The organism is Paenibacillus daejeonensis DSM 15491 (assembly GCF_000378385.1).
GTDB lineage: Bacteria > Bacillota > Bacilli > Paenibacillales > Paenibacillaceae > Paenibacillus_D > Paenibacillus_D daejeonensis.
On the sequence record NZ_KB899659.1, the window covers coordinates 584,836 to 610,779 of the forward strand.

23 protein-coding genes are annotated in these 25,944 nt (G+C 55.0%); 4 read left to right on the top strand and 19 right to left on the bottom strand.

Features of this window, described 5'->3' with window-relative positions; genetic code table 11:
- Window positions 1-68: 68 nt before the first annotated feature.
- The 8 genes from priA to F556_RS0102800 all read right to left on the bottom strand — a co-directional run bounded on the left by priA (window position 69) and on the right by F556_RS0102800 (window position 10,948).
- Entirely contained in the window at window positions 69-2,576 is a 2,508-nt protein-coding gene (gene priA / locus F556_RS0102765) for a primosomal protein N' (protein ID WP_020615366.1), read from the bottom strand.
- Window positions 2,573-3,790: a bifunctional phosphopantothenoylcysteine decarboxylase/phosphopantothenate--cysteine ligase CoaBC gene (coaBC, locus tag F556_RS0102770; RefSeq protein WP_020615367.1), complete on the bottom strand. Its 1,218-nt coding sequence runs from the start codon at window positions 3,788-3,790 to the stop codon at window positions 2,573-2,575. The genes priA and coaBC overlap by 4 nt, the downstream gene beginning before the upstream one ends.
- Before the next feature lie 78 nt (window positions 3,791-3,868).
- Complete coding sequence (rpoZ, locus tag F556_RS0102775; RefSeq protein ID WP_020615368.1) at window positions 3,869-4,078, bottom strand: DNA-directed RNA polymerase subunit omega; 210 nt, start codon at window positions 4,076-4,078, stop codon at window positions 3,869-3,871.
- A 7-nt stretch (window positions 4,079-4,085) separates the two neighbouring features.
- The gene (gmk, locus tag F556_RS0102780) at window positions 4,086-4,709 is read right to left on the bottom strand and encodes a guanylate kinase (RefSeq protein WP_020615369.1); all 624 of its coding nucleotides are present in this window, start codon (window positions 4,707-4,709) and stop codon (window positions 4,086-4,088) included.
- Window positions 4,710-4,730: 21 nt separating this feature from the next.
- Window positions 4,731-4,991: an extracellular matrix/biofilm regulator RemA gene (gene remA, locus F556_RS0102785; RefSeq protein WP_020615370.1), complete on the bottom strand. Its 261-nt coding sequence runs from the start codon at window positions 4,989-4,991 to the stop codon at window positions 4,731-4,733.
- Between the two features lie 253 nt (window positions 4,992-5,244).
- Window positions 5,245-7,131 carry a bifunctional homocysteine S-methyltransferase/methylenetetrahydrofolate reductase gene (locus tag F556_RS0102790; RefSeq protein ID WP_020615371.1) on the bottom strand — a complete coding sequence of 629 codons (1,887 nt, stop codon included), beginning with the start codon at window positions 7,129-7,131 and terminating at the stop codon, window positions 5,245-5,247.
- A gap of 112 nt (window positions 7,132-7,243) precedes the next feature.
- Window positions 7,244-8,074, bottom strand: coding sequence for a diaminopimelate epimerase (gene dapF, locus F556_RS0102795; RefSeq protein WP_020615372.1), 831 nt, complete (start codon window positions 8,072-8,074; stop codon window positions 7,244-7,246).
- A 90-nt stretch (window positions 8,075-8,164) separates the two neighbouring features.
- The gene (locus tag F556_RS0102800; RefSeq protein ID WP_020615373.1) at window positions 8,165-10,948 is read right to left on the bottom strand and encodes a calcium-translocating P-type ATPase, SERCA-type; all 2,784 of its coding nucleotides are present in this window, start codon (window positions 10,946-10,948) and stop codon (window positions 8,165-8,167) included.
- A 160-nt stretch (window positions 10,949-11,108) separates the two neighbouring features.
- Between F556_RS0102800 and F556_RS0102805 the strand changes: the two genes are divergently transcribed.
- The gene (locus tag F556_RS0102805) at window positions 11,109-12,869 is read left to right on the top strand and encodes an Rqc2 family fibronectin-binding protein (protein ID WP_020615374.1); all 1,761 of its coding nucleotides are present in this window, start codon (window positions 11,109-11,111) and stop codon (window positions 12,867-12,869) included.
- A 6-nt stretch (window positions 12,870-12,875) separates the two neighbouring features.
- On the opposite strand, the gene F556_RS0102810 is transcribed toward F556_RS0102805, so the two are convergent.
- The 9 genes from F556_RS0102810 to F556_RS0102850 all read right to left on the bottom strand — a co-directional run bounded on the left by F556_RS0102810 (window position 12,876) and on the right by F556_RS0102850 (window position 21,956).
- On the bottom strand, window positions 12,876-13,844 hold the full coding sequence (locus F556_RS0102810) for a MerR family transcriptional regulator (protein WP_020615375.1): 969 nt from the start codon (window positions 13,842-13,844) through the stop codon (window positions 12,876-12,878).
- Entirely contained in the window at window positions 13,841-14,692 is an 852-nt protein-coding gene (locus tag F556_RS0102815) for a PHP domain-containing protein (protein WP_020615376.1), read from the bottom strand. The genes F556_RS0102810 and F556_RS0102815 overlap by 4 nt, the downstream gene beginning before the upstream one ends.
- A complete protein-coding gene (locus F556_RS0102820) occupies window positions 14,683-15,594 on the bottom strand; it encodes a selenium metabolism-associated LysR family transcriptional regulator (protein WP_020615377.1) in 912 nt (303 codons plus the stop codon). Before F556_RS0102820 ends, F556_RS0102815 begins: the two co-directional genes overlap by 10 nt.
- Before the next feature lie 157 nt (window positions 15,595-15,751).
- Window positions 15,752-16,189, bottom strand: a complete 438-nt coding sequence (locus tag F556_RS0102825; RefSeq protein ID WP_020615378.1) for a hypothetical protein — start codon at window positions 16,187-16,189, stop codon at window positions 15,752-15,754.
- A gap of 109 nt (window positions 16,190-16,298) precedes the next feature.
- Window positions 16,299-16,562, bottom strand: coding sequence for a YlbG family protein (locus F556_RS0102830; RefSeq protein WP_020615379.1), 264 nt, complete (start codon window positions 16,560-16,562; stop codon window positions 16,299-16,301).
- Window positions 16,563-16,620: 58 nt separating this feature from the next.
- Window positions 16,621-17,115: a YlbF/YmcA family competence regulator gene (locus F556_RS0102835; protein WP_020615380.1), complete on the bottom strand. Its 495-nt coding sequence runs from the start codon at window positions 17,113-17,115 to the stop codon at window positions 16,621-16,623.
- Window positions 17,116-17,198: 83 nt separating this feature from the next.
- Window positions 17,199-18,923 carry a hypothetical protein gene (locus F556_RS0102840; RefSeq protein WP_020615381.1) on the bottom strand — a complete coding sequence of 575 codons (1,725 nt, stop codon included), beginning with the start codon at window positions 18,921-18,923 and terminating at the stop codon, window positions 17,199-17,201.
- Window positions 18,920-20,638: a DNA repair helicase XPB gene (locus F556_RS0102845; protein WP_020615382.1), complete on the bottom strand. Its 1,719-nt coding sequence runs from the start codon at window positions 20,636-20,638 to the stop codon at window positions 18,920-18,922. The genes F556_RS0102840 and F556_RS0102845 overlap by 4 nt, the downstream gene beginning before the upstream one ends.
- Before the next feature lie 127 nt (window positions 20,639-20,765).
- A complete protein-coding gene (locus tag F556_RS0102850; protein WP_020615383.1) occupies window positions 20,766-21,956 on the bottom strand; it encodes a M20 metallopeptidase family protein in 1,191 nt (396 codons plus the stop codon).
- Between the two features lie 213 nt (window positions 21,957-22,169).
- Here F556_RS0102850 and F556_RS0102855 point away from each other — a divergent pair, with 213 nt between their 5' ends.
- On the top strand, window positions 22,170-22,514 hold the full coding sequence (locus F556_RS0102855) for a YugN family protein (protein WP_020615384.1): 345 nt from the start codon (window positions 22,170-22,172) through the stop codon (window positions 22,512-22,514).
- Between the two features lie 28 nt (window positions 22,515-22,542).
- Window positions 22,543-23,772, top strand: coding sequence for a putative lipid II flippase FtsW (ftsW, locus tag F556_RS33135; protein ID WP_020615385.1), 1,230 nt, complete (start codon window positions 22,543-22,545; stop codon window positions 23,770-23,772).
- 78 nt (window positions 23,773-23,850) lie between these two features.
- Here the strand turns inward: ftsW and F556_RS0102865 are convergent, their stop codons facing one another.
- Window positions 23,851-24,228, bottom strand: a complete 378-nt coding sequence (locus tag F556_RS0102865) for an Asp23/Gls24 family envelope stress response protein (RefSeq protein WP_020615386.1) — start codon at window positions 24,226-24,228, stop codon at window positions 23,851-23,853.
- A gap of 179 nt (window positions 24,229-24,407) precedes the next feature.
- On the opposite strand from F556_RS0102865, the gene cax reads away from it, so the two are divergent.
- Window positions 24,408-25,466 carry a calcium/proton exchanger gene (gene cax, locus F556_RS0102870; RefSeq protein ID WP_020615387.1) on the top strand — a complete coding sequence of 353 codons (1,059 nt, stop codon included), beginning with the start codon at window positions 24,408-24,410 and terminating at the stop codon, window positions 25,464-25,466.
- 51 nt (window positions 25,467-25,517) lie between these two features.
- Here cax and F556_RS0102875 read toward each other — a convergent pair whose 3' ends face one another.
- Window positions 25,518-25,805 (bottom strand): Fpa/YlaN family protein, encoded by a 288-nt coding sequence (locus F556_RS0102875; RefSeq protein WP_020615388.1) that lies wholly within the window; start codon window positions 25,803-25,805, stop codon window positions 25,518-25,520.
- Window positions 25,806-25,944 lie beyond the last annotated feature (139 nt).

Genomic DNA, 25,944 nt, shown 5'->3' on the forward strand with positions numbered 1-25,944 from the left:
GCTGCTTCCTGCCTTTGCGTTGAATTTGTTATCTACCCTATGAATCTATAGGCTGTTTCATGAATGAATTACATGATAACTTGTGGATCTACATCAATGCTGAACAAAACCTTGTCTTTGGTGCCTTCCTGAAAAGGCGCCAATGCGGCTTGCAGCAGAGCGGCGGCGTCAACGCCCCCACGATATTTTATCATACATTGGAAACGGTAGCGATCCTTGAGCCTTGGAATTGGTGAAGCGACCGGGCCAAGAATTTCCACTGCCTGCTCCTTGCTGCTGTCCAGCGACGCCAGCACGCCCGCTTGTTCCGCTTGGGCGCGTAACGCTTCGGCCAGCTGCTCTCCGGTAGCTGCCAAGAGCGGCAGCTGCTCATGGGAGAGTGTCACCAGAATCAGCCGGCAGAATGGCGGATACCCCATGAAGCGCCGGTGGCGCAGCTCCTCCACCGCGAAGGAATCATAGTCATGCTGCTGGGCCATGCGAACTGAATAGTGATCCGGCGTATAGCTCTGCACCACAACTTCGCCTGGCAGATGATGCCTACCCGCCCGCCCTGCAACTTGGGTCAATAGCTGGAACGTCTTCTCGGCTGCCCGAAAATCCGGCAGGTGCAGCGATGAATCAGCTGCAATGACCCCAACTAGCGTCACGAATGGGAAGTCCAGGCCTTTGGCAACCATCTGTGTACCAAGCAGCACATCAGCCTGTCGGTCGCCAAACAGCTTCAGCCATTTCTCATGCGAGCCCTTCTCTGTCGTCGTATCTACATCCATCCGAATAACCCGGATGCCAGGGAACAGCTTGGCCAGCTCCTCCTCTACCCGCTGCGTGCCGGTGCCGAAGAAACGAATATGCTCACTCTCGCAAGAAGGACAGGCCGTCGGCGAGGGTTCAGCATGACCGCAATAATGACAGCGGAGCATCCTTGTCTTCTGGTGATAGGTCAACGAAATGTCGCAATGCGGACATCCCGCCGTATAGCCGCAGGAGCGGCACATGACAAACGTCGAATAGCCGCGCCGGTTCAGCAGCAGTACGGACTGCTCCCCCCGCTCCAAACGCTCGGCAAGCGCCGCGTGCAGGCGCCGGCTGAACATGGAGCGGTTCCCTTCCTGCAGCTCCTCCCGCATATCCACGACCTCTACCGGGGGGAGTGGCCGGCCGCCAACGCGTTCAGGCAGCGGCAAGTGAGCTGCTGACTGGACTGCGCTGTCCGCCGCGCCTTCCTGGGAGCGACGGGCCGCCATGTAGCTCTCCAGTGAAGGCGTTGCCGAGCCCAGTACGACAGCCGCCCCATGTTGGCGAGCCCGTCGCACCGCGACATCACGAGCGTGGTATTTGGGACTCTCCTCCTGCTTGTAGGAGGACTCATGCTCCTCATCGATAATAATCAGGCCAATCGATTCAAAAGGGGCAAAAATCGCTGATCGGGCGCCAATCGCCACCTTCACCTGGCGATGCCGGATCTTGCGCCATTCATCATATCGTTCGCCTTGCGACAACCGGCTATGAAGAACAGCCACCTCATCACCGAACCTCCCCTTGAACCGTTCCACCATCTGAGGAGTCAGCGAGATTTCAGGCACCAGGACAATCGCCTGCCGCCCGCCAGCAATACAGCCGGCGATGGCCTGCATGTAGACTTCTGTCTTGCCGCTTCCCGTCACCCCCTGCAGCAGGAAGACGCGGGAGGCGCGTTCACTGACCGCTGCCGCAATCGGTGCCAGAACGCCCTGTTGCCCCTCAGTCAACGGCAGCGGCTGGGATCTTACGAAGTCCCGGCCAGCATAGGGATCACGCTGCTGTTCAACCTCTCGCAGCTCGATCAGCCCTTTGTCTGCAAGCGCCTTGACACTGCTCGCCGAACCGCCTGCACCCGCCAGCAGTGCCTGCATAGGCATCGGTCCCGTCTGCTCCATGATCCGCTGAAGCAGCTCCCGCTGCTTGGCCGCTCGTGCCGGCAGCTCCGCCAGCGCCTGTTCGGCCGCCTCACGATCCGCTGGAGGGAAAACCGTCAGCACGGTGCGTACGGACAGTCTGTCTTTCACTTTTACATCTTCAATAAGCGCCCCGCTTTGCAGCGCCATCCGAATTTCATGGCTGTGGGCCGGGAACCTCTGTTGCAGAGCCGTTAGCTTGATATTGCCCTGTTTGCGTACTGTCTCCAACAGTTCTTCCGGCAGTTCAGCCGACCACAGTCCTTCTGACATATTCCGCTGTTCGCCTAGCCGGACATAACGTTCGGCCTTGCCCTTCAAGGCAGACGGAATCATCGCTTGGAGCGCCACAGTCCACGTACAGCAATACTTGATGCTGATCCAGCGGGCCAATTCGATAAGATCCGGCGATAGCGGCGGAATCGGGTCCAGCAGCTCGGCGATATCCTTCAGCCGGTTGCCGGATACCTCCGCATCCTCAGTCAACTCCACAACGAAGCCTTGCAGGGTCCGGCCCCCAAATGGGACCCCCACCCGGCTGCCAACTCCGATCCAGCCGCTGATCTCCCCGGGCACACGATAGTCAAATGGACGGTCCGTCTGACGGCTTGGCACGTCGACGATGACGCGTGCGATCAAGAGGCATCGCCCCCGCTTGAACTCATGCGCTGAGCGACCAGCGCCATCAGACGTACAGCCACCTCACGCTTGGAGAGCAGCGGCCAGGATACCGCCAGTCCGTCTTTGTCAAAGACACTGACAATATTCGTATCGCCGTGGAAGCCTGCGCCTTCGGCGCTCACATCATTGGCAACCAGCAGGTCACAGCGTTTACGCTCCAGCTTGTCCATCGCATACTGCGCAAGAGATTCCGTCTCAGCCGCGAAACCGACCAAAAACTGGCCTTGCTTCCGCTCACCCAGCACCTTCAAAATGTCCTCCGTCTTCTCCAGTTCAAGCGTCATCAGGTCGCGTCCGGTTTTCTTCAGCTTCTCCGAGTGCTTTACGACAGGGCGGTAGTCAGCTACCGCGGCTGCCTTGATCACCAGATCCGCCTCATCATAACGCGCCAGCACAGCTTCCAGCATATCTGCTGCAGATTCGGCCCGAACCACGGTAACGCCCGTTGGCGGCTCGGCCATCGACCGGGCGGCAATGACGGTAACGTCCGCCCCCATATCCCTTGCCGCTGCCGCAATTTCAAAGCCCATTTTGCCGGAGGAATCATTGGTCAAATACCGCACAGGGTCGATCCGCTCGACTGTGCCTCCAGCTGTGATGAGTACCCGTTTGCCCGCCAGTTGGCGCTGCTGATTGAAATACGACTGAACGGCCAACACGATTTCTTCCGGCTCCGCGAGCCGCCCTTTGCCCACATAGCCACAAGCAAGCTGGCCGCTGCCTGGTTCAATGAAGCGAGCGCCGCGGGAGGCCAGCAGCTCCAGATTGTGCCGGACAGCAGGGTGTTCATACATATGGACATTCATCGCGGGAGCAATCAGCAGGGGGGCAGTCGATGCCAGCACCGTCGTGCTCAGCATATCGTCGGCCATGCCATAGGCCAGCTTGGCCAGCATGTTGGCCGTAGCCGGTGCAACAAGAATCAAGTCGGCGTGATCGGCAAGATCAATATGAGAGACCACAGCGGGATCTTGCTCAGCGAAGGTATCGGTGAAGACGGCGTGTCTTGATAACACCTGCAGGGTCAGCGGTGTGACGAACTTGGTGGCGGATTCTGTCATGATGACTCGAACCTCTGCTCCGGCCTGCACCAGCTTGCTGCATAGCGCCGCCGCTTTGAAGGCGGCGATGCCGCCGGTAATGCCGAGCAGAATGCGTTTGCCTGTTAGCATCGCTTAGAATCATCCTTTCTTCCAAGAAGTTGAACTGCAAAAAAATAACAACCACGCGGGTTGTTACTGGAAGGTAAACTAGGATTTGATGCTGGGATCGGAGATGACCTGAACATGATCGTTGTAAATCTCCTCAAGGGCTACGCCGACATGCTTGTGCGAGCGTGGGCCTTTCAGCTCCGACTTCTCGCCATCACGCAGTGCCCGGGCGCGTCTGGATGCGGCCACGACCAGCGAATATTTGCTGTCTACTTTTTTGACCATTTCGTCAATGGACGGATATAACATTAGCTTCTCACCTCATACTTTCTCTAATGGCTTCTGTACCTTGAACTGGCACAGAACAATTACGGTCGATCCGGCAGTGCTCAGCGGTTACGATGCTCTGGATGCGGCTGCAGGCCGCTTCAATCTGATCATTGGTTACAGCATAATGATAATGCTGCATCAGATTCATCTCTTCCACCGCCACGTTCATCCGATGATCAATCAGATCATCAGTCTCGGTGCCTCTTCCCGTGATACGCTGTTTCAGCTCATCAAGGGATGGTGGCGTCAGGAAAATAAATACGCCCTCCGGAAACTTCTCTTTGACCTTAAGCGCACCCTGAACCTCGATCTCCAGGATGATATCCTTGCCCGAAGCAAGCGTCTTCTCCACGAAGTCCCGCGGCGTACCGTAGTAATTGCCTACATATTCAGCATATTCCAACAGCGCGTCGCGGGCGATCATATCCTGAAACTGCTCGCGGGTACGGAAAAAGTAATTGATCCCGTCCATCTCACCCTCCCGGGGTGCTCGGGTGGTGGCGGATACCGAGTAGATCAACTCAGGCATCCGGTGGCGGAGCACCGAACATACGGTGCCCTTGCCAACGCCTGAAGGTCCTGACAATACGATCAATAGTCCTTTTTTCATGATACTCCCCATCTGTTCGTCCTATTCGTCGTGGTCGTCATCCTTCGTGGATAGTCTGTGTGCCACGGTCTCCGGCTGCACTGCCGAGAGGATGACGTGGTCACTGTCCGTGATGATGACGGCACGCGTGCGGCGACCGTAAGTTGCGTCAATCAGCATGTGACGGTCGCGCGCTTCCTGGATAATCCGCTTGATCGGCGCCGACTCCGGGCTGACGATCGAAATAATGCGGTTCGCTGATACAATGTTTCCAAAACCGATATTAATGAGTTTAATAGCCATGACAGGGTTCCCTCCGGTCTTCCTTGTGCATTCGCTCGCTAGAATCGATATAGTGCTGAATTCGACCTAATTGAACTCGCATGTTCCAAAAGAGGTCTTAGAGCAACGGGCATAATGATGACTGGACTGCTACTCAGTGTTGACGAAAAAAAATGGACGCATACGTTCACGGCTTGGCCATCAATGACCTTATTCTAATTCATTTTCAGAACGGGAACAAGTGAAAATGCGGAAAATCCCCCAAAATGACGGGTTATCCTCGCAAAATCTCCTGCTGACGTCCTGTTTTGGCCCATACGTACTCGGTAAGCTCTGCGGTCATCTGATAGAACATAAACGGAGTCATCAGATAGATACCGTTGAAGTGTGGAAGCGCGCTGTCGAGCAGCTCCTTGGCGATGCGCACGCCCTCTGCGCGGCCTTCCTCGCCTTCAAGGCCGTGCATGCGCTCGCGCACCTCGTCGGAGAGCTGGATCCCCGGCACCTCATTGTGCAGGTATTCGGCATTGCGGCCACTCGCCAGTGGCATCACTCCCACGAATACAGGAACAGACAGATGCTTGGTGGCTTCGGCCATCGCCTCGATCAGACGCGAATCATAGACAGGCTGAGTCATAATATAATCCGCGCCGGAGCTGATTTTTTTCTCCAGCCGCTGAACCGCTTTATCGAGATGCTTCACATTGGGGTTGAAGGCCGCCCCGACTACGAAATCAGCCCGCTGCTTGAGCGGCTTGCCGGAGAATGCAACACCTTCATTAAGCTGTTTGATCATCCGGATCATCTCAAAGGAGGTCAGGTCATAAACCGAGCTGGAGCCAGGCAGATCGCCAAATTTAGCCGGATCGCCAGTCACCGCCAGCACATGGTCAATGCCAAGCGCATCCAGCCCCATCATATGAGACTGCGTCCCGATCAGATTGCGGTCGCGGCACGCAATATGCACAAGCGGACGGATGCCTGCTCTCTCCTGCAGCAGGGAAGCGAGAGCGATATTACTCATTCTTGTAACAGCCAACGAATTATCAGCCATTGTCAGCGCATCAGCACGCGCTGCCTTCAACGCTTCGGCGCCGGCCATGAATTTGCGGATATCAAGATCCCGCGGCGGGTCGAGCTCCACGATGACGGTGTGCCGCTCACGCACCAGATCAACCAGGCTTGGCGATTTGGTCTGCGGCTCCTGAACCGAGATGGCGTTTGTCGCTCCTGATTTGACTGGAAGGACTGCCTCTGGATTCGACTCCAGACTGGACAGCTCGTCCAGCTTCGGCTCGTAGCCTGCAAGTGCGCGACTAATGGCAGCACTGTGCTCCGGTGTCGTTCCACAGCATCCGCCGATCAGTCTGGCACCGCGGTCGGCGAACTTTTGGGCCATATCGCCAAAATACTCCGGTGTGGCCGTGTACGTGTACTGGCCGTCCACATAGTCCGGAATCCCGGCGTTAGGGAATACCGAGAGAGGCACGCCAAGATTCCCCTTCACCGTATCGAGCGCGCGCAGAATACCGACCGGACCGCTGCGGCAATTCAGGCCCACGACGTCAGCTCCGGCAGCCTCCAGCCGCGAGAACGCCTCCAGAAGAGTTACGCCATCCTTGGTTCGGCCTACATCCTCAACCGAGAGCTGGCAGATAACGGGAATATCGCTTACCTCGCGCGCCAGCGAGAGAACCAGCAGCAGCTCTTCAAGATCAAAGAAGGTCTCCATCATCAAACCGTCCACGCCTTCACTAAGCAAAGCTTCAACCTGTGATGAAAAAGCCTTGCGCAGCTCCGAGGTACGGATGGTTTTGCGCTGACCGGTGCGTATCGAGCCAATCGAGCCTACAACGTAGGCGTCTGCACCGACAGCTTCCTTGGCAAGTTGGACGCCAGCACGGTTCAAGCGCTCGACTTCGCCTTCGAGTCCATACTTGGACAATTTCTCGTAGTTGGCCGAGAACGTATTCGTCTCAATCAGACGGGCTCCGGCTTCATAATATGCCCGGTGCACATTCCGGATCACGTCCGGACGCAGAGTATTAAATTCTTCAAATGATACTCCGACAGGAAAACCGAGTTGGTACAAGTAGGTCCCCATCGCTCCATCGCCAGTGATCAGCGTGTTCTTCATGGCCTCCCGCAAATCAGGTTTCATCGGCCTCTCCCACCCCTTGTTTCTAAATAGTAGATACAGAACCTTTCATTCAAGTCGAAAAGCAGTGCTAGGATAGCAGCTGCTTTTCGGGTCGGCTATTCAAATGTCAGCCCTATACCGTCCCACGGTAGACTTCGGCTGCCGGGCCAGTCATGTACACGTGATTGTCCGCTTCGTTCCATTCAATGAGCAAGTCGCCGCCCTTGAGAGAAACGGTTGCCGTGCGGTCAGTCGCACCATTTAACACGGAAGCCACCACAGTTGCGCAAGCGCCCGTGCCGCAAGCCAGCGTCGGGCCTGCCCCGCGCTCCCACACGCGCATGTCTGCCTGTTCACGCGAATTCACGGTTACGAATTCAACGTTGATTTTGCGGGGAAACAGCGGGTGTGTCTCCAGCTTCGGACCCCATTGCGACAGGTCGAATGACTTGGCATCATCGACATAGATTACGCAATGCGGGTTGCCCATCGATACAGCGGTGAACCGGAAGGTGGTGCCGTCCACCTCAATCGGATGATCGACAATGGTTTCGGCATCGATGGTCGTTGGCACCTGCAGCCCTGCAAGTACAGGCTCGCCCATGTCTACCCGGACGCTGACAGCTTTGCCGTTTTCAATCGTCAGCTGTACATGCTGGACGCCTGCACCCAGTGTTTCTATTGTAATCTGATCCTTGTCGGTCAGACCGTTATCATATACATATTTGGCCACGCAGCGGATGGCGTTGCCGCACTGCTCGGCTTCCGAACCATCGGAATTGATAATACGCATCCGGAAATCGGCTTGCTCCGAAGGCAGGATATAGACCAAACCATCCGCCCCAATACCAAAATACCGATTGCACAGCTCGGTTGCTAATTGTGGCGCCTGCTCAGGCAACGATTGTTCCCCGGCCACGACGATAAAGTCATTGCCCAGGCCATGCATTTTTGTAAATTCCATGCTCTATTGCACTCCTTCAGGTTCCTGGCTAATAGTAGTTTTCCTATTAGCATAATACAAACCTGAAGGAAACGCCATGCTTTTTTGCCGTTACCTTGCTGCTGTACGTGGTCCTCCAAGCGGGGTACGGGTCGGGGCCTTCTTCTTTGACGAGCCCACGACACTGCCGATCCCCATCAGGAAGGTCGGAATTCCGGCTGCTACAAAAACAAGACACCATTGTCTAAAATCAAGTGGCACTGTTTTGAATATCGGCTGCAGCGCTTCAATATATAGAACCCCCAGCATAAGCAGCAACGAGGACAGGACAGCCAGTACCAGATAACGGTTCTGCAGCGGATTGCGATGGAAGATCGAGCGCGAGCTGCGGCAGTCGAATACATGAATCAGCTGCGCCATGACGAGAGTTGCAAAGGCTACCGTCTGCGCTTCTACCAGATTGCCCGGGTTTTGGCGCAAGGTAATCCAGAACGCTCCCAGGGTACAAATGCCGATCAGGAAGCCACGGCTAATAATTTTCCAGCCGAGCCGCCGGGCAAAAATATTTTCCTTGGCCGGACGAGGCTTCTGCTTCATCAGGTCCTTCTCGGCCTGGTCCACGCCAAGCGCCATGGCCGGGAGGCCATCGGTGACGAGATTGACCCAGAGTATCTGAATCGGCACCAGCGGGAGCGGCAGGCCAGCCATCATCGCCAGGAACATCGTCATGATCTCACCGACATTGGAAGCGAGCAGATACCGGATGAACTTGCGGATATTCTCATAGATGCCCCGGCCTTCCTCGATTGCCGAAACGATCGTGGCAAAATTGTCATCGCTCAGTACCAGAGCCGACGCTTCCTTGGACACGTCCGTCCCGGTGATCCCCATCGCGATGCCGATGTCCGACGCTTTGATGGCTGGCGCATCGTTGACACCATCGCCTGTCATTGCGACGACATGCCCCTGCCGCTGAAGGGATTTAACGATACGCAGCTTGTGCTCAGGTGAGACCCTCGCATAGACATAGATATTGTCCACTTCGCGGTCCAGTTGTTCGTCGCTCATGGCAGCCAGCTGCCGACCGTTCACCGCCACACCGCCACGCGGCATGATCCCCAGTTGCCCGGCGATCGCCTCGGCTGTCGTTTGATGATCGCCTGTAATCATGACCGTCTTGATTCCAGCCTGGCGGCAGGTAGCAATCGCATCGCGCACTTCCCGGCGCGGCGGATCGATCATGCCGCTCAGTCCGACAAAGACAAGCTGCTGCTCCGCTTCCGACTCGCTCTCACAAGTGGTACTGCCCCGCACATCCCGGTAAGCCATGCCAAGGACCCGCAATGCGGAAGCGGCCATTTGCTCGGCAGCCGCGGCGATCTTATTGCGAAGTGTCGGTGTCAGCGGGATCACATTCCCGTCCCACAGCACGTACGAGCATTGCTCGAGGAGCACGTCCGAGGCGCCTTTGACACAGACCAGCCGGCCGCCCTGATGCGATACTAGCACCGACATCCGTTTGCGCTCAGAGTCGAACGGGAACTCCCGCTCCCGCTTGTACAGACCTTCAAGCGTCTTGGCCGACAATCCCATCTTGGCAGCGAGCACGGCGAGTGCGCCTTCTGTAGGATCACCCTTGATCAGCCATTCGCCCTCTGCCGCTTCTTGTCCCTTGCCCTTTCGTCCGCCCTCTGATTCAGGCTCCTGCTTATATAAGACCGAGTTATTGCACAGCGCCGCCACTTGCAGCAACCGACGCAGCCCCTGGTCTTGCTTCAGATCAACATGACCGCCTTGTTCGATAATTTCACCTGACGGCTCATACCCTTCACCGGTAACCTCCAGTTCTCGCCCGCTCAGCCATAATCGGGTTACGGTCATCTTGTTCTGGGTCAGTGTGCCCGTCTTGTCAGAGCAAATGACCGAGGCGCAACCAAGGGTTTCTACTGACGGCAGCTTCCTGACTATTGCCTTGCGTTTGATCATGCGCTGGACGCCCAGGGCAAGCGCGATGGTGACAATGGCTGGCAGTCCCTCGGGAATCGCAGCAACTGCCAGGCTAACGCCTGCCAGGAACATACCATACGTCGGTTGACCATGCAGAATCCCTGCAATGACGACCATGACTGTCAAGCCGACTGCAACGGCGATCAGAATTTTGCCGAGCTGCTCCAGGCGGTGCTGCAGCGGCGTTTCCATCGTTTCCGTCTGCTGGATCAGATCCGCGATCGTCCCCATTTCGGTCTGCATGCCCGTTCGCACCACAATGCCTTTGGCTGTTCCCCGAGTAACCATAGTGCCCATGAAGCCCAGATTACGCTGGTCACCGAGCGGCAGCTCAGCCTCGCGAATCGGCAATGCGGTCTTGCCTACCGGTACAGATTCTCCAGTCAACGCCGACTCCTCGGCATAGAAGCTGTTAGCCTCCATCAGACGTATATCAGCAGGCACCCGGTCGCCCGGCTCCAGAAGCACCAAATCGCCTGGCACGAGCTCGCTGGCAGGGATTGTGATCACCTCACCGTCCCGTATGACACTTGCATTAGGGGCGGATAGCGCCTTAAGTGCGCGCAGCGAACGTTCCGCCCGGAACTCCTGAACGAACCCGAGAATACCATTGATGACAATAATCGCTATGATCGTTACCGCATCCAGATATTCGCCGAGCAGGGCGGATACCAGTGTTGCACCGACCAGAACGAGCACCATAAAATCCTTGAATTGATTGAGCAACAGGGTAATCGGCGATATCCGCTTTCCCTCGGACAACTCGTTGCGACCATGCTGCTCCAGCCGCTCCGCCACGGCCTCGGACGTAAGGCCGCGGACAGGGTCGCAGCCGATGCTTCGAGCAATGTCCTCTGCATCCATCTGATGCCACTTTTTCTCTTCCATGCGCGTTTGTCTCCCTCCCGCTTCATCCTGCCATCCTTGCGGACAGCCCTTCTTGGCCTAATGTATTCGGACAAACCGTAATTTATCACAGGCAGGGCTTAAGTTTTTCGGACAACTATGGCATTATAAAAGCATTGCAATTAAAAAGGAGAATATAGTCATGGCACTAGATGGTATTGTAACGCGCGCGATTGCGGCAGAGCTGCAAGGCTGCGTCGGCGCCCGCATTCATAAAATACACCAGCCTTCCCCTCGCGATCTCGTATTGCAGATTCGTGGCAACGGCGCTCAAGGGAAACTGCTGTTATCCGCGAACCCAACCTATCCCCGGGTGCATTGGACCCAGCAGACGTATACCAACCCGAAGGAAGCGCCGATGTTCTGCATGCTGCTTCGCAAATATTGCGAGGGAGGCATTATTGAACAGGTCAAACAAGTAGACAATGAGCGGATTCTCCACCTGACGATCCGCAGACGCGATGAACTGGGTGATATCATGCTGCGGACGCTCGTCATTGAACTGATGGGCCGGCACAGCAACATCATGCTGATCGATCAAGACAGCGGCCTCATCCATGACGGAATTCATCATGTAACCCCCGCCATCAGCAGTTACCGTACCGTAATGCCCGGGTCGGCCTACATGCCGCCGCCGGATCAGCGCAAGGCCAACCCTCTGCTGGTCACTTCGGCGGATTCACTGGTCACTCTCCTTGCGGGCGCAGACCATGAGCCTCAGCTACAGCTGCAGCAGCGTATTGTGGACGTGTTCAGCGGCGTCAGCCCGTTGCTCGCTCGCGAGCTCGTGTATCGCAGCGGCCTCGATACCGAGGTGGAAGCTGACGCTATCGCAACGCGGCTGTGGCCGGTGTTCGACAGCATGATGGAGGACTTCCGGGAGCACCGTTATGCACCCGTCATAACAGAGGACAGCCGGGGACGCTCCCAGTTCGCCGTTACGGCGCTCACGCATTTGGGTGATAGCAGCACGACTACTTTTGAAAATGTAAGCAGCTGTCTGGAAGCCTACTATGGCGGCAAGGCCCAGCGGGATACGGTCAAGCAACGGGTGTCCGATCTGCTGCGGTTTCTATCCAACGAGAAGAGCAAGAATGTCAAGAAGCTGGAGAAGCTGGCGGACACAATTGAAGAGGCTAAGGACGCGGACAAATACCGCGTGTTGGGCGAGCTCATTACGACTTACATGCATCAGATTAAAAAAGGCGACGAATTCGCCGAGGTCGTCAATTACTATGATGAAGCAGGCGGCGAAGTCAAGATTCAATTGGACCCGCAGCTATCTCCGTCAGAGAATGCGCAGCGCTATTTCAAACGTTACAACAAATCCAAAAACAGTCTGAGTATGGCCACCGGTCAAATGGAGTCCGCGCGGGAGGAAATACACTACCTCGAATCGCTGCTGCAGCAGTTGGACAGCGCCTCGCTGGCTGATATTGAGGAGATTCGAGAAGAGCTGATCGAGCAGCAATATCTCCGGGACCGCAGCAAGCGCGGCCAGAAAAAGAAGAAGCCGACTCGTCCTGCGCTCCTGTCCTATACTTCTTCTGAGGGGATAAGTATTCTGGTAGGCAAAAATAACACACAAAACGAGTATCTTACCAACCGGCTTGCTTCCTCATCGGATACCTGGCTCCACACCAAGGACATCCCCGGATCGCATGTGGTCATCCGGAGCACAAGCTTTGGCGAGCCTACGCTGGAGGAAGCCGCGATGCTTGCCGCGCACTATAGCCAAGCCCGGGCCTCCAGCCAGGTGCCTGTGGATTACACACTGATTCGTCATGTACGCAAGCCTAACGGCGCCAAGCCGGGCTACGTCATCTATGAACAACAAAAAACGTTGTTCGTCACACCGGACGAACAACGTCTGCAAACCCTGCCTGTTACTACGGTCACTTAATAACTGTTAGCGTGCATTCTGCACCTGCAGCAAAAGCTCATGCACATATTTCATTGCCCGTTTGCCGTCGCCAGCCACCAAGTGTACGGACCGGCTGCCGGGCAGCAGTCTTGTTTGCCGCACGCCCGCCCCGCCAACAAACACCATCGTGGCGGGCGATTCAGCGGCGATTCTTCGATCCAACTCCTGCAAGAACGGCTCTGCTTGCTTCAGGCGGCCTTCGGAAGAGAAGCTGAAGGTAAAACCAGCCGGCCTCAAGTCGCCAAGGCAATCAAAGATGCCTTTCTCCGCCGGCGAAGCACCGAGATAAACAACCCGGTACCCCAGCTGCCTTGCAAAAAAACCGATAAACAAGATCCCCAGCTCATGACGCTCTCCCGGCCCGCAAGCCGTCACCAGAAGCGGTTGTCCCGGTTCAGGCCGAAACAAGCTGCAGAGCGCCAAAATATTGTCCCGGATAAAATGACTGCCAAAGTGCTCCTGGTACTCTGAAATCTCATGGCTCTCCCAGCGGTCGCCAAGCTCAACAAGAACAGGTTCCAGAATATTCATCAGCACATGCTCCACCGGATAGGACTGAATCCAGCGCTCATACAGCGCTCGTGCTTGCTCAAGATCGATCTGTTCAATCGCAGCAAGCATTTCCCGAATCGGCTCTTTCCAGGTCTCAGGAGATCCCGAGTAGGTGGGAACCGCTCCGAGTTCCAGCCCTTCCGCTGCTGCTGACGCCCCTTGCTCGGGATGCGATTTGTCGCGTTCCCTCTCCATGACAGCCATGCCAATGGGTACGCCTTCATCTACCTGTTTTTTGAGCCATCTCAAGGTGTCTATGTCGTGCTTGCTGTAGGCACGGTATCCATTAGGGAGGCGTTGCGGGCTGACAGCCTGATACCGCTCTTCCCATTTGCGGATTAACTGTGTGGACAGCTCCGTCTGTGCAGCCACTTCCTTGATGGTGTAGACTCGCTCCGTCATGGCCCGCGCCTCCTCGCCCGTCCGAGCTGAGCGGCTACCTCTGCATCAACGGTGCGTGAACCGATCTCGCCATGGAATACAACACCGCGGCGTTCGCCATGAAAGTCAGAGCCTCCGGTCATGATTAACCCGTGTCGCTCAGCCAATAAACGGTATGCCGACTCTTGCTCTGGAGAATGATCCGGATGACTCGTCTCTATGCCATCCAGCCCAGCCTGTATCAACGGTTCGATCAGACGGTCATCGCCGTACAGTCCTGGGTGCGCCAGTACACAGATTCCACCAGCTTCCCGAATCCATTCCATCGCCTCCAGCGGTGTAACCTTGGGCACCGCGACATACGCCGCAGCACCTCCCGCCAAATAACGGTCGAAGGCTTCTGCCATCGAGTCAACATACCCTTTCTCCATTAGAACTGCTGCGATATGCGGACGTCCAACAGTTTCATCGCTCCCCGTCTTGCCCGCCGTCTGAAGTACTTCTGCCATAGACACACTCAAGCCCAATTCCCGCAGTCTGGCTACAATGCGCTCATTGCGCAGCGTACGACCTTCGCGCAATCCGCTGAGACGCTCCTGCCACCGGGTCTGCCGCCAATCCGGATAATAGCCCAGCATATGGATGTCCTGTCCGTCCAAGCTCGTGCTGATCTCGACACCGGGAACGACTGTCATACCGATGCGCTGTCCCTCCTGAAGCGCTTCTTCTATACCGGCCATCGTGTCATGATCTGTGATCGCTACTGCCGCAAGTCCCGCCTTATGGGCACGCTGGACAACAGCTGCCGGTGCCAGCAGTCCATCCGATGCAGTCGTATGCGTATGCAGATCAGCCCGGTTCATAGCCATTGCTGAAGATCCCTCTCCCGCAAAAATGCGAGGAAAGTTACGGCTGAAATCGGCAGGAGGGCTGACTTCAGGTAGATGGAATAAAATTGTCTTTTGAACTGAATATCCGCAAGGGGAATGGTCCGGATCAGCCCCAGTGACACTTCATGCTTCACCGAAGAGCTGGATAGGAACGAGACACCCAAACCAGCCTCGACGGCAGATTTTACGGCGCCCGTGCTTCCGAGCTCCATTACAATCTTCAGGGTAGCCGGATCAATGTCGCGGCGTCTGAGCTGCTCTTCCATGACCAGCCGGGTCCCGGATCCCTGCTCCCGCAGGACGACAGGGTAGTCGAGGACATCCTGAATCGAGACTTCCGAAGCAGAGGCCAACGGATGAGAGCTCGCCACGACCAGCTTCAGCTCGTCGCTCATAACCGCCTCCATATGCATATCCGGATGATTAATCGGTGCCTCAATCAAGCCGAAATTCAATTGGTGATTGACAATCTCCTCCATAATCTGGGCAGTATTCATGACTTTCATACTAATCCCGATATGAGGGTATTCCTGGCCAAAAGGCCCCAGCAGGCGGGGCAATATATACTCGCCAATTGTCAGTGAGGAGCCAAGCTGGAGCCGTCCCTTGAGTTGCTTGGTGAATTTGGACATGGATGCATCCGTCTCCCGGATCAACTCAATGCTCCGCTGGGCGTAAGGCATAAGCGCGCTTCCGGCTTCTGTCAACTCGATTCGTTTGGTCGAGCGGTGCAGCAGTTTGGTCCCAAAATAATCCTCCAGCGATTGGACTTGCATCGTCACGGCAGGCTGAGTCATATGGAGCGCCTGAGCAGCGGCGGAGAAGCTGCCCCGCTCGGCGACGGTATAGAATATATGCAGTTGATGAAAATTGAGAGCCATAAGACGTCATCCTTTCTGTCTGTTATTATATCAAAGGTTGTACAAAGCCGCGACAAGTAAAAAAAGTCCGGCAATCGCGCTTAACGTAGTGGAAAATCACAAAAAAACACGCCTCTCTTCAAAGGCGTGCCCACTAACATGAAGATGGGTTTCCGATTTACTTGCGTTTGCGGCTATTCTTAATCAGCGTCATTCGTCTGGAATGTCTGAGCCAGGAATAGTAGGATTTCAAATCGCGAAGCTCAATCGTTTCGGACATCCGACCCAGGAACGTGACGACAATCATTTTATGGAGCGGGTTGCCCAAAAGATCAGTCTCGCGCTCCAACTTGGCAAACTCCGCCACAAAAACTAAATCGTCATCGATCAGATAGACATCCTCTTCGTTTCGGTAATACGATTCAATCCTGCCTTGTTTCAAACATTCCCAGATAAAGCCTGCAATGTCCTCAAAGCCGGTCTTCTCGCTTTCTACCCGGTCCGCCCAACGGATCTTCGCATGATTCGTGATGACGACATCTGCCACTTTCTTATCACCGAGCACGACATGAAATGATTCATATGTATTCCATCTTTCGGTTGTTTTGTCTTTCATCTCGAATCCACTCCCCCTTGTGAAACAGACTGCACACCAGGTATATATACCTACTCATCCTACCATAGTCAGGGTCAAATTAATAGGAGATAAGACCCATTATTTAGGGCTAAATCGAATAAAACCTTGTTTTGTCTTCCATATCGGAATTGTATTCCGTCTTCAGCTCGTTTCGATACGAGCGTTCTATCCTTTTGACGAATGGGAGACGCTGGATGTTGCGGATCGTATCTTCTGCTCGTACTGCATCTACATACATAACGACATAATGCAGCTTGCGCGACATGTAATAGACCGATCCATATTTGTCCAGCGTTCTCGCCGCCTTCAGATCGCTGACCCACACGATGTAACCTGTTCGTTCGGAGAACATAGTCTCCCTCCCTTCGGTTGTGATAGACCGGCGCTATGCAAGCGCCGGTCCCAATAATCTAACCGCAGCCGCCACTTCCGCAGGAGCATGAACCGCCGCTTCCGCAGCCGCCTCCTGAGCTGGCACGCTCGTTGCCCGGCACTTTGATCGTGTCGGACACCGCGCCTGCGATCACCTGAGCCATCTCATACAAGAGGTCATCGACCTCCTGCTCTGCCTGCTTGAACCGGGCCACATCCGGTAATTCATCCAGCTTAGCCTCAATGAGCTTCACCTTGTCCCGCGCTTCATGATAGTCGGGATGAAACCGACCAAAGCGCTCACACTCAGCAAACAGCTCCTTGGCTTTGCGGAATTGAACGACCAGCGCCTGTGCTTCCTCATTCTCGGCGACAGCCGATTTCCAGTATAGATAATCGGCCACCGGGGCCGACACATTGACCATATCTCCCAGCTCATAGGCTTTCAACAATAAAGCGCCCATGTCGAGTGAAGTCCCGTAATTCGTCTCCGAATCACTTGCTGCAGACTTCTGCTGTTCTACTGTAAGCATCCATCCACTCCTCCTCCTCGTAGCAATGATGCTACTTCTCTATCATACCATGAAATGCTACAAAAAGTAGAGCGCTTTATTGCTTATCTCGGGTCAGGCAGAAGAAGTTTCATCTCCTGCCACGCATCCGGTGGAAGCTGTACATGCTCGGGTTCTGATCTTCCGGCCCCGCGCACTCTTCCTGACACCATCCAAGCGCCATCAAGCTCTTGCACCTCATCTGGAATCAGAACGGTCAGTTCAGCTTGTCTGTTCAACTGCAGCGGTAGCTGACAATGCACAGCAGCCTCGATCATCTCACGCGCGGTGGAGGGATGGTAGCTGCGCATCGCTGCTGACCAGGCGATTGGCAGCCGTGGAAGCTCAGGCAGCAAGCGGGAGAGACTCGGTTTGTCGCATGGCTCCAGGAAATCTGGAGACGCTGCTGCCCTATTCCGATCTGAATGACTGTTCTGAGACGCCCTAGCCCTGTCAAGCTGTGGAGATTCCTTCTCTACCAGCCAGTCGCTTGCCCATTGCTGCAGTAGCTCGGCAAACGCAGGCTCCAGCATACCGCCTGCCGCCTCTCTCAGGTCAGCTAGCAACGTATCCACAGTCAAGCCTCGTCTATATGCACCAATGAGCGAATCAGACGTTACCTTGTACTGCGTAAACAGGTCATGACTGACACGATCGGCGGACATTTCCAGCAGCCATCTAACCTGCAGCGGAGTTTCTCGGGTCACAATCAGCTCCCCGCTGAGCTGAATCCGAAGCGGCTCGGCAGGCCGCGCCTGCGCATGGAGCAGACGATAGGCGCCTCTACCGTCAACTGTATGACCTTGCTCCATCCAGCCAAGGCCTGTCAGCCGATCCAGCAGATCCTGACAGCTTGACGCCGCCTGATGTCTAGCTTGGTAGCCAGCGGCCTTATACACCCATTCCTCGAGCTCCTGCGTTAGAAACCACACACCGGCAGGCTGTTCGGCAAGCACCGCTGCGGGGTACGATCTCCCGTCCTCTGCCGCCAGATAGTCAGAGAGCACAAGGTCTGCCAGTGCCGCTTCACAGGCATGCGGAGCCTGGTCCAGCCAAGCCTGCCAACACTGCTCGTGAAAGATATACCCCTCCTCCCCCTCCGACAGCCAGCCCTGCATCAGGCTGAGATCCAGCAACCAGGCAACCCGCGGAGGATAACTGTCGGTGGACAGGCCGCCTAGCAGAGGCAATCCTCTTGCAGCCGCTTCCGGAAGCTGGAGCTGGCTTTCCAGACGTTGCAGCACACGTTTGGGCAATGTCCTGCTGCGTGTCCATGAAAAACCAAGTCGTACCAGCGCAGCCATCGTATGGAGGAGTTCGCAGCATAGCCCGCCCTCGATCCGCTCTGCCGGCAATCGCTTGACAGGATCAGACGCTGGAAGGGGCTCCAGGTCGGCAGGATAAAATTCTCGCAGCCAGAGCCTAAATGTATCTTCCGGAAGCAGGTAAGCCTGCTCCCCCCAGCCGATCTTCATACACCATACAATCCCGCAGCTGTGCAAGAACTCCAGGCCATAACGGAGTTCTGTGCCTGACCAGAGACCGCTCGAGGCCTCGCGCATGAGCTGCTCCAGTCCAAAACGACCCACCCCGAAACGACTGACAATCAGTTTCAATACATCCTGCGCCTCCAGCGGCAGCTCTGCTCGGGCAGTCGCGAGTACTTCCGCCTGAGTCTGCGCCTGGAGCCACGTCATTCCCTGCCGCCGTGCTCCGTTCCAGACCGGGTCCTCAATCAGTTGATCCATCACATGTGGCGGGATGCATGCCGTGATTTCGCTTAACTTCATGAGCCTGTCCCCCGGCTTGTTCCCGAAGCCGATAGCGCTCGCTCGTCCGGCCAACGCTTCAACTGGTACCGGTAACCTTGTTCAATCATAAATAACTGGCGGCGCAGGGCAAACTCGGTCTCTTTTGTATCTGCTGTCACGATACTATAGAACCAGGCCCGGTTGTCCTCCCGCTTCGGTCGCAGGATTCTGCCGATTCGCTGGGCCTCTTCCTGGCGGGATCCGAAGCTCCCCGAGATCTGGACAGCGACGGCGGCATCGGGGAGATCAACGGCAAAATTGGCCACTTTGGACACAATCAGTGTTCTGACCTCCCCTCGTTTAAATGCTGCAAATAGCCGTTCCCGCTCTTCATTCGGGGTCTTGCCCGTAATGAGCGGGGCCCGCAGACGCTCGGCAGCAGCGCTGAGCTGGTCAAGGTACTGACCAATCACCAGCTTCGGTTTATCGCCGTGGCGGCCCAGCAATTGCTCCATCACAGCTAGCTTGGCCGGATTCTCACTGGCGATACGGAGCCGCTCTCTCGCACCGGCCTGCCTGTATGTTGTGTCCTGAGAGGTACAGAGAGGGACACGCACCTCGCAGCATGAGAGCTCTGCCAGGGCGCCGCGTGCTTCCAGCGTCCGCCAGGGTAGTTCATAGCGTTTGGGGCCAATGAGCGAGAAGACATCCTCGGCACAGCCATCCTCCCGCACCAGCGTTGCCGTCAGACCCAGACGCCTGGTTGCCTGCAGCCCTGCGGTCAGCCGAAATACCGGAGCCGGCAGCAGATGCACCTCATCATAAATAATCAACCCCCAGTCCCGCTCGCGGAACAATCGCATGTGCGGATAATCCGTCTTGCCGGACGTCCGGTGCGTCATCATCTGGTACGTCGCGACTGTTACCGGCCTGACCTGCCGCTCGCGGCCGACATACAAACCGATGTCCTGCTCACCCAAGGTGGTCTTGTCGAGCAGCTCACGCTGCCACTGACTCACTGAGGTTGCATTGGAAGTGAGAATCAAGGTCGCACACTCCAATCGAGCCAGAGCGGCAATCCCAACAATGGTCTTGCCTGCGCCACACGGCAGCACCAGGACCCCGCTCCCCCCCTGGATGCTGCCGTCCTGAACGAACAACTCTACTGCCTGCTTCTGATAATCACGCAGCGTAAATTCCATCCCCGACAGGCCATGCTTTCTTAATTCAAGCGGCAAAGACTCACCCGCATGATAGCCTGCCTGGTCCAGCACCGGATAACCCAATCGGAGCAGCTCCTGCTTCAATCGCCCCCGCTGTGCACCATCCACCACCCAGGGGCCTTGCTCTGTGACCGCTGACTTGAACAGAGACCCCAGACTGTCTTGCAGCGCTTGTCGCAGCGGCTCGTCTGTTTCACCAGCAAGTAGCAGCTGCTCTCCGTCTCTAACCAACTGCAGCTTGCCATAACGATTGATCCACGCTTGCAAATCCGTCTCAACCGCCGCCGGCAATTCATACTTGCTGAAGGTCGCCAGGCGTTCCATAATCTGTCCGCCCTCTTGCCCGGCAGAGAGCGCATTCCAGACGGATAGCGGAGTGATACGATAGGTGTGCAGCTCGCCGGGGCGCTTGATGAGCTCCGCAAATGCAGCCAGCGCATGTGCAGCCTCCTCTGCCCCGGGCAGCCGGGTGTCAAGCAACACCGTGCCGTCCGCTTGGACGATCAGCGGTCTATGGTCTTGGATATCCATGATTATTCCCCCTGACTGTATGAACGATGACAGTTCCATCCATCGCAACTACTAGTCAGTATGAAAAAAAAACGGCTGATTTATGCCGTTTTTTGGATTCTCGCGTATGAAGTTTTTCTTATTAGACCTATACTACGGGATACGCTGCATAATCTTCTGCCAGGGCGGTCATTAGCCTCGCCGAAACGAGCATTGCCCGCTCATCCAGATCAAACCTTGGATGATGGTGAGCATAATGGGCCTCTAGCTCCGGGTTACCTGCACCCACAAAGATAAAGCATCCCGGCTTATGATGCAGATAATAAGCAAAATCCTCGGCTGCCATTACCATGGACGAAGTTTCTACTGCCTGGCTCCCCAGCAATTCCTCCCCTACCCGATAAAATCGCCGGGTCTCTGCAGCATCGTTGACAACAGGAGGATAGCCCATCCTGTAATCCAATGTGCTGGTAGCGCCATAGAGGTCACAAACCTGACGGACCATGGCCACAATCCGTTCGTGAATGTCCTCACGCACCTTCGGATCGAAGGTCCGCACCGTGCCTTTGAGCAGCGCATGCCCGGCAATAATATTATTGGTGTGACCCGCCTGGAACGTGCCAATGGTCACGACAGCAGGATGGAGCGGATTGACTTGACGGCTGACGATGGTCTGAAGAGCGGTGACCAGCGCACTGCCTACCACGATGGCATCGACCGTATCATGCGGCAGGCCGCCGTGCCCCCCTTTGCCAGTAATCTCGATCGTAAATTCGTCTGCAGCCGCCATCAGGGCGCCTTCCCTCGATGCGACTTGCCCGTAACGCAGTGGAGTCCACAAATGGACACCATAAACCGCATCCACCCCATCCATTGCTCCGTGCTCAATCAACGGCAGCGCTCCTCCCGGAGAAATTTCTTCTGAAGCCTGGAACAATAGCCTCCGCTTCCCGCTCAGCTGCTTGCGCTGCTGCATGTAATAGCTTGCGATCCCGAGCATTGTCGCTGTATGCGCATCATGACCGCACGCATGCATGACGCCTGGAACCTGCGAAGCATACTCCACTTGCTTCTGATCCTGAATGGCGAGTGCGTCGATGTCCGCACGCAGGGCCACCGTCGGTCCTTCGGATTCACCCTCAATGGTCACCATCAGGCCGTATCCGCCGAGCCCAGTCTGCACATCGCAGCCCATATCCTGCAAGACGCCAGCAATGAAAGCGGAGGTTTCTTTTTCTTTATATGAAATTTCCGGAAAACGATGCAGATGCCTGCGCCACTCCACCATTTGTGGATAGAGCTGCTGCAGCGCCTGATCCCTGTGATTGCTTGCGCTCATATGCGTACCTCCTCGTATCCTTGCGTCTTCATGTCATCTATTCTACCAGAAAAAGCAAATCAAGCGAAGGCATCCAGCAAAACGTTGAATGCGTGATGTTCGTAAAACGTTCACTTTTTGTCCGTAGCGCACTAAGTGTGCATGCTTGCACTGGCAAAGGAAACATACTATCATGAATAGAGACTATGGTTAGGCACTTGAAGGAGGATATCCATGATTATTGAGAATACAGGCTTGAATGGCATGACAAGCGAATTGGCGCATTTGGACGACTCGGCAGAGCGTCTGGGCTTCGTCCGCTGGCAATGGGAATATTACCGCGCTACATATGATCTGAAGCTCGAGGATCGTGCAGGCAAAGCGGAATACTTCTTGCGGATTAATACACGTGCCGTCGAAGGCAAATTGGAATCGCCCTATGCTGTACTGGCAGTGGAGTCGATCTATATCGGACGGGCCACCTTCCCACACGGTATGGAATACGAATCTCCCGTGCCGCAGCCGATTCTCAATACGGCCACCCAGCGACTCCAAGATTTGAAGAAGTTACTTTCTTAAGTGAGAGTAACAGCTTGACTCCATACGTATGAACAAAGCGCAGACCGGTCCAAAGGGCAGACCGGATTTTCTGCTACTCATTATGACATTTGTGCTAGTCGGCTTTGGGCTGGTGATGGTCTTCAGCGCCAGCTCCAATATCGCTGTTATTGACAGACGCTATAATTTTGATGCGCTGTACTTCACGAAACGGCAGATTGTCTGGGTAGGGCTCGGTACCATTGCGATGCTATTCCTGATGAATATCCGTTATCAGTTTTTCAAAAAGGGATTTATCCTTTATTTTATCCCCGTGCTTATTATGCTTGCACTTGTGCCTTTCATCGGCGACTTGCGCAACGGAGCGCGAAGCTGGTTCGGTGTCGGCTCGCTCGGTATTCAACCTACGGAATTCGCCAAGCTGGCGTTAATTTTGTATATGGGACGATTGATTACGAAAAAGGGAGAGAAGTTTCGCGACTTCAAGCGCGGCTTGCTGCCTGTCATGATTGTCGTGGGGATTATCTGCGGTCTGATCATGCTGCAGCCGGATATGGGGGCAGCAATTATCCTGGCTGCCTGTGCGGCGGTTATTATTATTGCAGGCGGATCTAATTTAAAGCAGGTGTTTTTCTCCGGGGCAGTGGTTTCAATAGTTGTAGGCCTGTTCATCAGTCTCGCTTACATGATTAACCCACAAGCCTGGGAATACCGGATCGCCCGTTTCACGTCGTTCATGGACCCCTTTCATGATCCGCAGGGTGACAGCTGGCAGCTCGTGCATTCACTCTATGCGCTCGGCCACGGCGGATTCGCCGGGGTTGGGCTGGGCAACGGCGTTCAGAAGCTGCATTATCTGCCGCTGGCTTACAACGATTTTATCTTTGCTGTCATTGGCGAAGAGCTCGGGTTTCTTGGCAGCGCACTGTTCCTGCTGTTCTTTCTGTTCTTCTTGTGGCGCGGCCTGATCGTCGCCCTCCGCTGCCCGGATGTATATGGTACAGTTGTCGGCGTCGGTATCATCAGTCTGATCGCAATCCAAGCGGTTATCAATATCGGTGGTGTTATCGGTGCCATGCCTATCACGGGCGTGACCCTGCCATTCATAAGCTATGGCGGCTCATCCATGCTCGTCACCCTGGCTTCCATGGGCATTCTGCTCAGCATCTCAAGGGAAGCGAACCGGCCGGCCCAGACCAAGCCCTCCAGGTTCGCCAGGCAACCACTTCATCCCCAGACTACCCAGCAGCGTGGAGGCTTCACTCCCAAAAACGTATAGGCTACAATAAAAACAAACGCCCAGGTAAGCAGCTTGTCTGCTTCCTGGGCGTTCTTGTGTTTTCTATTCCATTTGCTACTATTTCAAACGCTGAATGTCCTCCAATTCTTCTTCCCTGAAGGCCACTCCTTCCACCTTGACATTGATCTCAACTACACTGAGTCCTGTCATATTGCTTACCGCTTCGTGCACGTTCAACTGGAGTTGGCGGCACACCTCTTGGATCGGAATCCCGTACTGTACGATAACCCGCAAATCTACAGCTGCTTCCAGTTGCCCAACTTCGACCGAAATGCCCTTTTGTACATTTTTACCGCTAAGTCTCTTGGCCAATCCTTCGGAGATCCCGCCCGACATTGCAGCAATTCCTGGCGTTTCGAGTGCTGCGAGTCCGGCGATCGTCGCGACTACATCATCAGAGATACGAATAATACCGGTTTGAAGGTCTTCGGTCATTTGGTTCACTCCTCTTGTCATTCCATCCTATAGCTTCATTGTACTGGAACGCTGCCCCGGAAAGCAAGCTGACCTGCCTATAGATTGGTTAAAATTTACACATGAAAGATGATGTCGATTTGCTGACATGTATTACCTTGTCATGGGTCATACTAGAGGCAGAACAGGAGTGTTTGCCCATGAGACGCAAGATCTTCTTTGCAGCCCTGGCCACAGCCTTTGCCTTGAGCGCTGCAGCCCATTATCTGCATTGGAACATGACGATGCAATTTGCTATATCGGCAATTGCTATTCTCTTCGTAGCCGGTTTTCTCGGACAAGCTACAGAGAGTGTTGCCCATTATGCGGGGCAGCGCCTAGGCGGATTTCTGAATGCGACCTTCGGCAATGCAGCCGAGCTGATCATTGCGCTCTTCCTCGTCAAGGAAGGGTTGTTCGATATGGTCAAAGCGAGCCTTACCGGCGCGATCATAGGCAATCTTCTGCTGGTGCTCGGACTGAGCTTGTTGCTGGGCGGAATCAAATATAAGCAGCAGCACTACAACGTTGAAGTCGCGGGACATAATGCCACGTTAATGATCATGGCGGTTATCGGTCTTTTTGTACCGGCCGTCTTTGTAACCTCTGAGCAATTTTCATTGCAAAAGGACCAACAATTAAGTCTGGCGGTCGCTGCTATTCTGCTGGTTTCGTACCTGCTATGGCTCGTATTCTCCATGATTACACACAAGGATCTCCTAGCGGACGAGCAGGACCCCTCCGGGCATCATGAGTCCCCCGTTTGGTCCAAACGCACATCCATCCTCTTCCTTGTTCTGGCTACTGTTATGGTTGCGTTCGTCAGTGAATGGCTGGTCGGCACTCTGGATGCCTTCGCGGCACGCTTTGGACTATCCGAGCTGTTTATCGGTGCTTTTGTGATCGCCATTATCGGCAACGCTGCAGAGCACAGCGCGGCAGTCATGCTCGCCATGAAGAACAAGATCGGTGCAGCCGTTGAGATCGCGATTGGCAGCAGTCTGCAAATCGCCTTGTTCGTTGCTCCTGTTCTCATTTTCGCCAGCTGGATGTTCGGCCACACGATGGATATCATCTTTACCCCCATCGAGCTCACCGCGATTGCGGTGTCGGTGTTCATCGCCACGTCTATCTCCCGGGATGGGTCAACCAACTGGTACGAAGGCGTCTTGCTTTTGATGGTTTATAGTATTTTGGGCATCGCCTTCTATCTGGTATAACAAAAGAAAATATAGCAAAATGGCAAAAAAAAGAGCAGTCTCCAAGGGAGACTACTCTTTGACATTCAATGCCTCGTACAGCTGTGCCAGATTGCGCTCAAGCTTGCTTAATATCTGCTTACCTGTGGATTCAGGGACTAATCCGGCACGCACTGCGAAGTCAACCTCACGAGAGAAACCGTACATCTGTGTATCGAGAACTTCCTCGTACAACGGACATTTCCGAGTCGTCAGATTCTCCATCTGCACCTCGATCAGCTTCTCAATTTTGTTGGCATCCTCCTGCAGAAGAAGAAGCGCCTTATGATGCAATTGCTCCATAACATCCGATGAAGACATGGTACTCCCCCTTGTGCGTGTCTTTCGCCGTCATTTATACCTTTTATATTAGACGAAATCGCCGCAATACACAAGGACAAAACATCAAAAACGCCTGACTCTGAGCAGAGCAGGCGCTTTTGGTTCCGATATTCATTAT